At 63.3% G+C, this 10,751-nt stretch carries 11 protein-coding genes and 1 pseudogene; 2 read left to right on the top strand and 10 right to left on the bottom strand.

Annotated features, from left to right (window positions below):
- Positions 1 to 632: 632 nt before the first annotated feature.
- Positions 633 to 1,232 (top strand): annotated as a pseudogene (locus GPA25_RS19185) (IS21 family transposase); the annotation flags it as partial.
- Between the two features lie 149 nt (positions 1,233 to 1,381).
- Positions 1,382 to 3,139 (top strand): hypothetical protein, encoded by a 1,758-nt coding sequence (locus tag GPA25_RS19180; RefSeq protein ID WP_169262007.1) that lies wholly within the window; start codon positions 1,382 to 1,384, stop codon positions 3,137 to 3,139.
- A gap of 540 nt (positions 3,140 to 3,679) precedes the next feature.
- Here the strand turns inward: GPA25_RS19180 and GPA25_RS19175 are convergent.
- From GPA25_RS19175 to GPA25_RS19130, 10 genes are all read right to left on the bottom strand, one after another.
- Complete coding sequence (locus tag GPA25_RS19175) at positions 3,680 to 3,949, bottom strand: helix-turn-helix transcriptional regulator (RefSeq protein WP_169262006.1); 270 nt, start codon at positions 3,947 to 3,949, stop codon at positions 3,680 to 3,682.
- A complete protein-coding gene (locus tag GPA25_RS19170) occupies positions 3,946 to 4,386 on the bottom strand; it encodes a hypothetical protein (RefSeq protein ID WP_169262005.1) in 441 nt (146 codons plus the stop codon). The genes GPA25_RS19175 and GPA25_RS19170 overlap by 4 nt, the downstream gene beginning before the upstream one ends.
- On the bottom strand, positions 4,383 to 4,967 hold the full coding sequence (locus GPA25_RS19165) for a metal-dependent phosphohydrolase (protein WP_169262004.1): 585 nt from the start codon (positions 4,965 to 4,967) through the stop codon (positions 4,383 to 4,385). Before GPA25_RS19165 ends, GPA25_RS19170 begins: the two co-directional genes overlap by 4 nt.
- A 423-nt stretch (positions 4,968 to 5,390) precedes the next feature.
- A complete protein-coding gene (locus tag GPA25_RS19160; protein ID WP_246265882.1) occupies positions 5,391 to 5,978 on the bottom strand; it encodes a JAB domain-containing protein in 588 nt (195 codons plus the stop codon).
- 321 nt (positions 5,979 to 6,299) lie between these two features.
- A complete protein-coding gene (locus GPA25_RS19155) occupies positions 6,300 to 6,569 on the bottom strand; it encodes a hypothetical protein (RefSeq protein WP_169262002.1) in 270 nt (89 codons plus the stop codon).
- A 461-nt stretch (positions 6,570 to 7,030) separates the two neighbouring features.
- Positions 7,031 to 7,666: a hypothetical protein gene (locus GPA25_RS19150; RefSeq protein ID WP_169262001.1), complete on the bottom strand. Its 636-nt coding sequence runs from the start codon at positions 7,664 to 7,666 to the stop codon at positions 7,031 to 7,033.
- Positions 7,667 to 7,685: 19 nt separating this feature from the next.
- Entirely contained in the window at positions 7,686 to 8,627 is a 942-nt protein-coding gene (locus GPA25_RS19145; protein WP_169262000.1) for a DUF3262 family protein, read from the bottom strand.
- A gap of 9 nt (positions 8,628 to 8,636) precedes the next feature.
- Positions 8,637 to 9,191: a hypothetical protein gene (locus GPA25_RS19140; protein WP_169261999.1), complete on the bottom strand. Its 555-nt coding sequence runs from the start codon at positions 9,189 to 9,191 to the stop codon at positions 8,637 to 8,639.
- Positions 9,192 to 9,202: 11 nt separating this feature from the next.
- On the bottom strand, positions 9,203 to 9,736 hold the full coding sequence (locus tag GPA25_RS19135) for a PFL_4695 family integrating conjugative element protein (protein ID WP_169261998.1): 534 nt from the start codon (positions 9,734 to 9,736) through the stop codon (positions 9,203 to 9,205).
- Positions 9,737 to 9,740: 4 nt separating this feature from the next.
- Positions 9,741 to 10,748, bottom strand: coding sequence for a TIGR03756 family integrating conjugative element protein (locus GPA25_RS19130; protein WP_169261997.1), 1,008 nt, complete (start codon positions 10,746 to 10,748; stop codon positions 9,741 to 9,743).
- Positions 10,749 to 10,751: the final 3 nt, after the last annotated feature.

Raw genomic sequence — 10,751 nt, 5'->3', positions numbered from 1 at the left:
TCCAGCCTCTCGGGCAGCAGCGCCTCCTGTGTGCGGCTCTGACCTTCGACGAAGCGCTTCATGGTCACTGATCACGCTGATAACAATGCAGATATCATACAACATCGACCGTTTTTACACAGCCTCGGCCGGTGGCCGACCGGCGCCATCCTACCCTTACTGACTGGTCCGACTTCAAACCTGCCGCTCAGGCGCCCACATCGCCTTGGCGCAACGAACGGCAGCTTCCACTGCGTCGGGTGTTGAGGCGAATGGCCGCTTCGAAAGTGCTCGACGGGCAGGTCTGGGTCGGAAGCCGCCCAATAGCGACAACTCGCTGACCGCATGGTCCGGCCGGCCAGACGCCCGTGCGCCAGCAGCGTGACGGGTTTCCGACAATATCCCTAGGTCGAGTGGAGGGGCAGTCGACCGGTTGTGGGAAAGTGCGGATTTTGACCTACCGTGACCGCCGATTCCGAGAAGGGTGTGACCGCTGATTCCGGAATCGTGACCGGCGATTCCGATCTGATCGTGACCGATATGGCAATTGTCGGAATGGCCGATCACGATCAACTCGGAAGGTCGGTGCGGGCCGAGCGTGGCAGCAACCTTCGTCGCGACAATCCTCACGCAGTTATGCGCGGAGCGAGGGGATGCCGGCTGAACGGATTGCCATGCACACAAGGTCGAGAAGGTCTAGCGGCTTAAGTGCGACTGTGCGCTGTCGCATGAGCGTATTGTGCGGGCGCTGTCGATTTCGAAAGGGGTGGTCGCCAATTATGTGAAGGCGGCCGAGGACGCAGCCGCAGCTGGACCGAACTGGCCGGTGCCGACGAGGCGCAGCTGCGCCAGTGTTTGGGTGCGCCCCCGGGCCGCGGGGTGTGATCCCCGGATACGCGGCGCTGGGTCTGGCTGCGGTGCATCAGGGCCTCAAGCGCAAGAAGTCACGGTCGCGCTGCTGTGGGAAGAGTACGTGCCGGCGGCCGATGGTCCCACGTACCGATATTCGCACGGGTGCGACCTGTATGGCTACTTCGTCAGGCGCCTGAAGCGTTCGATGCACCAGGTCTGCCGCGCCGGCAAGAAAGTCTTCGTCGACTACGCCGGGGACACGGTGCCGATCGTCGATGCCGAGACCGGCGAGGTCGCGCGCGCAGACCTTTGTCGCCGTCCTGGGACCGTCGAGCTACAACTTCGCCCGCGCAACGGCCACGCAGTCGCAGGCTGACCGACTGGGCGCCCTCGCACGTTCCTGCCTTGATCAAGCCGCATGAGTAGTATGCCCTCGACAAGCAACTTCGGCAGGGGCAGCATGACGGCGGTTGTGTAACATCGAACGCGGCCTTCCCGTTGCAGCTATGGCTAATGGGCGGTCCCGCATCACACTGCGGAAGACGATAACGTGAGCCTGGTAAGAACAACAGCCGCATGGATCGGACGCCACCTGCTGTTGCTGCTCCTCGTGCTCGTGAGCATCGCAGTCGTCCCCCGGGCCATTCGCCATGTCACCTACGCGATCGATAATTTCGATCGAAATCAATCGGCTGTTCGGTCGCTGGAGGATGCGCAGACTTTCATCCTGAGCGCCGTCGACGACGAGAAAGGCAAGGCGCTCGCGCGCGTCCGCGAATTGGAGCAGGCAACATCCGACAAGCTTCGCGAGCGCATCGCCGAGATCGACCGGCAGCTTCAGAGGCTCGGCGGCCCTCAGCCCGCAGCGCTGATCAAGCCCGGGTTCGGTTCCCTGCAGATCGATGGGGATGCGCTCAAATCCGAAGCCCGACGCGAGTTGCACGCAAATCTGCTGCGTCAGGAGAGGCATCATCTTGAATCGATTGTCGCGAGTCGGACGAGACTCAGTGACCATGCCCGGACGCTTCTGGGGGCTGCAAAGGAACTGGAGCGACGGCGGCTGGTTCACGTGGCTGCGTATCAGCGGCTTTGGCAGAACGAGGACGCACAGCGCCGGCTGATCAGGGAGGACGGGTATAAATTCCGTTATGTCCCTTTCACGCCTGATTTCAAGAGACTGGAGGCCCTGCGAGCCGAGAAAGTGCGCCTGCGCAACGAGAACGCGGACGCCGCCGAGGCCTATAACGCGCAGAAGCGGCGCGTCGAGGCGATCACGGCGCCCAAGGAAATCCTCGCGTCATTGGATGTCTCGCATATCTCGCCGGAGCACGTCGTCGAATCCCTGCATAAGGCGAAGGGGGCTGTGGAGGACGAATTGCGGCGCAACTGGCTGGGCGCCGAGTTCACGACGATGCGAGATGATATGGAGACAGGCATCCCGAAGGCTCTAATCATCATTTTGGGAGTCATCGCCGTGCCTGTTGCGATCAAGGCCTTCTTCTATTTCGTTATCGCGCCACTCGCCTCCGGCCGGCGAGGCGCCGCGTTGCTACCGGAATCGACGGGAGTGCTGGATCGCACGAAGGCTCCCGAGATGACTGCGGGAAAGCAGACTTCCTCGGCCTCACTTATCGTCCAGGTCGCCCCCGACACCGAATTGCTTGTTCACCCGGAATATCTCCTCAGCAGCCACGGCGTCAGCGCAAGTAGCACCAAGTGGTTCCTGAGCGGACGCTACTGGATTGCAAGTCTCGCCTCGGGCCTTTATGCAGTCACCCGCATGAACTCGGACGTTTCCGCGTCCGTGGAGCTGACCGCCGCCCGAGACGCCCTGAGCGACATTGAAGCCTTAGTCTTGCCAGAGGGTTCAGCGCTCGTATTGCAGCCGCGCTATCTGGTTGGTGTCCTACACGCACGCGATAACCCGGTGAGGATCACCAGCCACTGGCGCCTGTTCAGCCTCCACGCGTGGCTGACGCTACAGCTTCGGTATTTGGTGTTTCATGGCCCAGTGACCCTGATCGTCAAGGGCTGCCGCGGCGTGCGGGTGGAGCCCGCCGAAGCCGGCCGCCGGATCAATCAGGCCGCCACGATCGGCTTCAGTGCGAACCTCGGCTATGCCTCGCGCCGTTGTGAAACCTTCTTTGGCTACTTTTTGGGGAAACAGCCGCTGTTGCATGACTCCTTCTCAGGTGCACCGGGATACTGCGTGTACCAGCAGATGCCGCACGCCGGCGTGCGATTCGGGGTGACTGGGCGTGGGCTGGCGGGGGTGACCGATGCGCTCCTCCAGGCCGTCGGAATTTGACCGGAAGTCGAGTTTGTCGGCCGGTTGGGGCCATCACGCGCGCGGTTGAGTCGAACGCCCGCGTGTCGTTTCGGATCGCCGTTCGGGTTGCAGTCGTGACCGTCGCGCATTTGGCGTCGTAATTCGCGGGCTCATCACCACGGCTGATCCAGCAATATCGAGGCCTTGTTCGGTCAGCCCTGTTGCTCAGTTGCCTTGACGGATTCCGCGTGTCCCCATCCCAACACGGAATGGACCACCCTTCGGCGTTCGCCAGTTGCCCCCCCCGATCAGTCTGGCATCCACACGCCACTATCCGAAAACCGGCGTGGCATCACTCCCCTGTTTTTCCGGTTTGTGTTGGACTCCGCTTTAAAGCCCTTCTTGTCTGTTTTCCCACGTGGACTACGTCTTCCAGATCAACACCTGACCATCGCCGTTCATATCGAGAACTCCCATAAGGCTTTCCCTCGCCCTTCCGGTGCTATCGGCGACCGCCCTCGACACATGTTTGACCCCGTTGGCTGTCGTTTCTGCGACGCCGGAGGTAGGACCGGCATTTCAGGCGGCCCGCTGTTCGGCCCCCTTGCGCGGCTTCTTCGCCCCCGTATTCGGAGGCGGCGGCAGGGACGACGCAGGGCGGCTCTCGGCCCATTGCTCGACTTCTCGGACGAGCCAGCCGACGCGGCGGCCAGAGGTCTGCCGAGGCGCTGGGAATTGCCCGAGGCGGACGAGCTCCTGGATCGTGGATTCGGACAGCGCGACGACTTCGGCGACGGTCGGCAGGTCGATGAAGATTCGCTTGATTGACGTATGGGCAGTCTTCGTCATCCTTCGCTCCCAACTTTCCCTATTTGCTCCTGTTCTAAGACGTCCTCCATAACCGTTCGCCTAACGGGTAGCACGATCGCGTCCAGTGATGCGGCGTCGAAGGATGTTTCGCCCGCCGCGATCACGACCGCGACGACACCGAGCGCATCCGGGGCCCCGTCGTCGGCGGAGTGCTCCATCGAATCGTTGTCGTCGAGCCTAAGTATGCCGGGTAGTTCTCGGAATCCCACAGCGATCGCGGGGCAGCGAAATTCTGGGTGGTGAACGGCCCCTGCGTTGTGAACGGCCGCTGCCATCTCCCGTCCAAGGCGCCGTTTGGTAGCGTGCGAGGCAGCCCAACCGAAGCCCTTGGCTCCACGGGCGAGACTACCGGCCCGGTGAGAATGGAGGCTCTCCCAGACAGCATCCGGAACGGGCAAGAAGGCATCCTGTTTCATGATGCTCCCTCCGCGGTAGGGAATCGCCTCGGATCCTCCTTCGGGCGGAGCTCATTGTAGCGATCGAGGAAGAGGTGCTTCGCCACGATGGGTGGCAGCGGCTGGATCCTTAGCACCAGCGGCCTGACCTCATCAATATCAGTCAACGCGTTATCGTATGGCCGGCCGAGATCGCGGAGTTCGGTCGCCCGCAGAACGAGATCGGCATGCTTGACAGTCGGCGGGAGGTGGGTCGGTACGCCGAGCGTCGTCAGAACGTCAGTGGCCACATGACCCTCAGTCTCGAGGCATTCCCGGTGCAGTTGCTTGAGTGCCTCCCCAGCGTTGAGCAACAGTGCCGCGAGCGCATCTTGCGGCGGCACGATCATGCTGACGAGGTAGTCGTGCTGCGCGATCGAATAGAAGATCTTCGTTTGGCCGGCGAAGCAGCAGGTGCTTGCCAGGGCGTGCGCGATGTCCTCGATTCGTACGAGGTGGGAGGCTGCTCCGGTGCACTCAGAGTACGGGTCTGGCCTGAACGAGTGCGCAGCGCGTGCTTTGACTCGCCGCCTTCCCTGTGATCCGGGGAAATCCTGCTTCATCTGCTTCTCCTTGCGTTCGTGTTTCCGGGCTCGGCCTGCCGATGGTCATGAGGAACTCATGGATCGGCGACGCGTGGGGATTCAGGACAGAGGTCGGCGCAGCGCGTAGCGCAACGTGACAAGCAAGGAAGTGATGCGAAAGCGAGTGGGGAGCGAGCGAGGGATCCGCGCGTCTTTGGATGCGGCAGTGTGCCGTTTGGCCGGCACATTGAATTTATCGCTTTGACGGCAGCCTGACAAGCGCCGGCAAGGGGCCGGCACGTTCCCAGGGGTGGGCGGCGTAGCCGCTTTTCTCAGGATCCTTAGATCTTGAGAAAAGCGGCCACACGCACAAGGCGTCTGGGCCGCAGCAGGTTGGAGGGGAGGTCGGAAAGGCAGGGTTCCGGCCAATTAATACGTATGCCGATCGGCGAGCGCTGCGTGTTACAGCCGGCCCGACTCGGCAAAGGAAACGGTCGAGTTGCCCGCAACGACGAAATGGTCCAGCACGTTTACGTCAACCAAGGCCAGTGCGGACTTGAGGATCCGCGTGAGGGCCTCGTCGGCGGTGGAGGGCTCGCACGCTCCAGACGGATGCTGGTGCGAAAAAATCACCGCTGCGGCATGGAGCTCGATCGCTCGCCGCACGATCTCGCGCGGATAGACACTCGTTTGCGTCAAGGTGCCGCGAAACGCCTCCTCGGCGCGAATGAGATGATTGCGGGCATTGAGATACAGAACCACGAAGACCTCGTAGGGGCGTCCCGCGAAAAACGTGCGGAGGAACTGTTTGACGATAGCCGGGGAGTCGAGCACATCGCGCGTGGTCAGATCCTCAGCGAAACTCCGTTGCAGGATCTCGAGCGAACATGCCAAAGCCTCCCAGGCGGGAGTGTGGGGCTCGCGGGCAAGCCCAACGACCTGGGTCCACGATCCGCTGCAGCTCTCCCAGACGTCCTCGGCCTCCGGGCCGAAGAAGCGCTCGAGCAGTGCGGCATCAGCAAGGGAAGTAGGGGAAGAATAGAAGGCCATCACCGGCATCTCCTCGGAAAAATGGGGAGCGCCGTGTCCCGCATGGGGAGTAGCTCCCCAAGGGACTGACATGAACTGACGAACGTGACCCCGAGCCCGAAGGCTGTTCCGGTTGCAGGGGCTGACCGGACGCTGGCAGCCTTTCGGCTGAACTACTTTCATATCGTAGTCGGGTTCTGACGCACCTGCAATGCCGATAGTCCAGTCCCGATAATCCAGTCCTAATTGGCATCCATAATTCCTTCGGGATGGGACGTTTCGGTATCCAAAATTAACACAGTGCCTGCGATCCAGCCTCGCGCGCGGTCACGCGGGGTGGCGTCAATCACGGCGACCAATCACGCCAAGAAGAGCCCGGAACTCTGTCGCCAAGCTCTCGCGCCCGGCCTTCGCCCCCAATTCGTAGCTGTCGATCAATAGTGGAAGGGCTTTTCGCAGCACGGTGAAGTCAATGTCGATGGGAATGACCGCAATTTTCGCGATCCCCTTATAGATCTCGACGGTGTCACCCGCGGCGACCGCATGGATCGAGAAGAAGTTGAACAATGCAGTCCGTTCCGCGCCCCAACTCGACGGCCAGTCATTACGCACGATCAGCCTCCCTTCAGTTGGTTACCCATGGCTGTGCTCGCCATCTCGAGCAATTTCAAACGCCTGCGCTGTAGCGCCTTCATGGCTTGGCCGCACGGCCGGCGCAGCACGAAACCGCTTGTCCACAGAAACTGGGGATGGCGCTGTGGACAAGTCGCGAATACGCTTGCCGGCCGGGCACCTGCACCCGCGCCTCATCATTGAGCGTCGCCGGCGGACGGGGAGGCCCCTACGCACGGACATAGCCGTGGCCGTTGCAGGCGGCGCACGGCTGGAACTCCCAGCTCGATTCGGTCCCCCGCCCGTTGCAGGCTCGGCAGTACTCGTGGGACGAACCTCTGTCTCGGCCGCTTCCGCCGCAACTGTGGCAGGCGCGGTCCGTCAGTACTCGGGTCTCACAGGCGCCACGACAGTGGGGGCAAGGACGTTCTTCGTCAGGCATGGCGGGACGCTCCTCAGGTTCAGAAGGTGGAGTTGAGACTCGAGAGCACCTTGGGCGGCAAGTCCTGCCAGCCGGCGGGATCGTCGGTGGTCACGCAATACTGGCCGGTTACGCGCGTACCGGAGCCGTCGCGCGCGAGTTCCAGGATCAGCTTGTACTGGCGCTGCCCATTGGCCACGTCGAGTGAATGCACCACCTGTTCCAGGCGATACAGTGCGCCGGGCGTGGTTTCATGCAGATAGCCGGCAATTTGAAGTCCCCACTCGCCGGTTCCCGAAAGGCTCTTTGCTTGATTCGGAGTCATGAAGCTGTAGCGGCTCATGGCGCGCGCGTAGGTCGTATCGACGTCGCGGGACGAGCGTTTCGCGAACGCTTGGCAGACAGCGTTCTCTCGCCAGTTGCGATAGATCTTCTTGCCGAGGGTATCTCCGCCGGCAGTGGCGGTGCTCCCTTTAGCTTGTACTCCCGTCGCACCGGACTGCTGCCGCATCCGCTCGCGCGTCTCGTTGGCCTCGCGCTTCGAGCGGTCCTCGCACGCCTGCGGATCGTCCGCCCCCATGCACTTCGCGCCGAAGATCACGCCATCGAGCACGTCCGCCCAAACGGGCGACACCCACGCCGCGAATGCGGCAACGAGGCAAATTACGAGTTTCATCGGTGATCCTCCAGCTGTCCTAGACCATCAGAAGCAGGACGATTGATGTCACTACCATAGCCCGAAGAATGTCGTACGTCATTTCACGAATTGTTTCGGCGCCGCCGCTGAATGCGTGCCACTTGCTGATCACGACGTAGGCCATCCACGTCAGCACGACAGTTGTCGCGAGGCCAACCAGGAGATCCCGCACCTTGCCCATCTGGTAGCCGGTGGCGGCATGGAAGCCCTGCGCCGCGGAGGTAAAGCCGTGGCTGTTACGGGGGGTGAGCAGCGCGACGGCGCCCGATCCGCTGCCGGACGACCTCAGAGGCGGATTGGTGTAGACGTAGCCCGTGCTCGTGGTGCCGCCGGTCGGATCGGCGGCGCGCAGTGCGGCGTAGGTCGGGGCGGTGGCACTCAGCGTGTAGCCGGCGAAGTTGGATAGGTACGAGGTGAGCGTCGTGCCGTTGCCGTCGGCGGGGTTCGTCGTGCCGCCCGCCTTGAGCCACTCTCCGACCGTTCCGGCGCCGAGCAGATGGGCTGCAGCGACGAGTCCGGACTGGGTGATCTCGATTCCGTTGATCGTCGTGCCGAGGTACCTCTCCGCGCCGTAGGTGCTGGCGAGGGTGCGCCAGGCCTGGGCGTGGTAGGCGGTGACCGCCTGGACCTGCGCATCCGGGTTCGCGAGGAACTCAACGAGCGACGTCACGCCGTACTTGCCGCTGAAGCTGCCTTTCCAGTCGTTCTTCTTTGGGGTGGCATCGCCGGTGTAGAGGCCCACGTCCTTCAGCGCGGATTCGCCGAACTGGAACAGCCCGGCGTAGCCCGAACCGATGATCACGTCCGGCCTTATGCTGCTTTCGCGCTCGCCGAGTGCCCGCAGGAAATCGACGTAGGTGATGCTGGCCCATGCCAATCCGGCAACGAGGAGCAGCAGATACAGGAAGCGGGTACCGGGGCGAAGACGGGATCTCGTCATGGCGGTTTCCTACTGACGGTCTGGACACGGGCCGCCATCGGCGGCTTCAGATCGCGTGTAGCGATAGCGGCCGTCGTCACCCAGCCGCCACACCCCAGTGCACGACGAGGTCCGGCTGGCGAGTCCGAGATCGCGCCAGCCGTGGCTCGTGGACGGCAGGACGCGGTACGCCGGCGCGATCACATCCATCAGCTGAATCCATGTGCCATCGCGCTGTCTGGCGTAAAGCCAGACGCTGATGCCGGTCATGCCTGAAGTACAGGTGTTGCCGGCCACAACGAACACTTCGGGCGTCCGGTCGCCGTTCAGATCCTCCACGCGCGCCTCGGGATCCATTGGCTCGCGGTCGCAGCCGTGGAGGGTGCTGATGAACTGGCCGCCTTTGAGCGCCAGCGGCGTCAGGTTGGCGATCGCGACGCGATCTGGCGGGGGCAATGCTGCGGCCGGCACGTTCGCGAAGAGCGCGGCGGCAAGCGTCGCGGACTTCTCGTCGGCGTGAACCAAGCCGACGTAGAGGATCGCGACAAACGCAGATGCGTACGGGAACAGTTTCGGTGGCAGCATGCCGAGTCTCCTCACTGGGAAATGGAACCATCGGCACCAATCAGCACCGGCCAGACGCGGATGCCGGCGGCCTCCAGGAGCGCGTCGGCGGGCATCGGTACCATGTGCACGGCGGCCAGCGCGCGCAGGCGCGCGAAGTCGGCCTCGGTTGCCACGGCAGCGACGATACCGCGCGCGCCGAGTGCCTGAAGCCGCCCGGCGTTGAGCTGCAGCCACTTGCGGGACGGCGCGTCGTCGCCGACGACGAAGAACGGGGCGCCTGGTCCGCCCGGCAGCCGGGCCGGCATCGGGTTCTGCAACAGTCGACCGGGGCCAGCCTTCGTCGAGGCGACCGGGAAAGCCGGCATGGAGGGTATTTGCCGCGGCGAGGTCGGCTGCTGTGAGGGGGGCGTCTCGCGGGCGTCCCCCTCGTCATTCGCCAAATCGGGGACCAGCGACACGCCGCCTCCGTCATGGATGACAATTGCCGGCATGACGGGGGGCTCTGCGGACCCGACGGGGGCGGCGATCAGCAGGGCAAGAGAAAGGATCAGGGTGCGTTTCATGTCATCACCAGAGTCCGAATTGGATGTGGCCGATGAAGACGCCCCTGACTCGACAGCAGGCATAGGGCCGCCACAGCGTATAGGCGTAGCTCCCCGAGTTCGTCGTCATCGCGTCGCCGTATGAGACCGGGCTTGCGGTGTCGTTCAGGCCAAACACGTGGCAACCGGTGGGCACTGCGACATTCATCTGCCACAAGCCACCCATCGGGTTCATCTCCATTGCAGGCGGCGGATCCCACACGAGCCGGCTGCCACGGACTGCCAGCGTGGCGGACGACACGTGTGTGTAAACGTGGGGCTGTCCGGGTCGAGTGATGAAATCGGCGATGCGCTGCGACAGGACCGCCGCGCCCTTCACCTCGTGCTGCTGCACCACCTCACCAGTCCGTGGATATACGTTGCCCCAGGTGTTGGCCGGCCACATGCCAACCTCGCGCATACCGGGGATCCAGGATGCCGGGAATAGCAACTCCGCCGGGAGATAGGAGCGCCACACCAGCGCGTCCAGCGTGGACATGAAGTAGGGCCCGAAGGGGCTGACTGCGGTCGGGCAGGGGCCGATGCTCGTCGCCGGGTGGCCGATGGCGTCGGCATCGCGAAAGCGCCGGGCCTTGTCGGTGCGGTCTCCGCGCGATCGCGTCCCGGCGCTATCCGACAGGGGCTTCCCGAGCAGCGCACCGATCGTGCTCCTCGTCGCCGCGGCAAGCGGTATGCCGATCTCGGGCCAAGGATGGGTCGCGACATCGTGGTAGGTACTCACCACGAGATCGGGGGCGAAGTGGCTGAACCGGGTCGAAGTCTTGATGTCGCATCCGAACGGCGTGCAGAAGAGCCAGAAACAGATGCCGGAGATGTGCAAGAACGCGCACGAGGGGTAACTGGCGATCGCCTGCGCAAATAGCGCCGCAGTGGTCGTAAATTCGATTGCGGCGGAGAGCGGCGCGTGAGCAAGCGCCGCAATGCACATGAAGGCTCGGATGGTACGGGGTGGAGGGTAGCGATGGGAAATCATCTC

This window comes from Aromatoleum diolicum, assembly GCF_012910955.1.
Classification (GTDB): domain Bacteria; phylum Pseudomonadota; class Gammaproteobacteria; order Burkholderiales; family Rhodocyclaceae; genus Aromatoleum; species Aromatoleum diolicum.
This window is presented reverse-complemented; position numbering and strand designations above follow the sequence as displayed.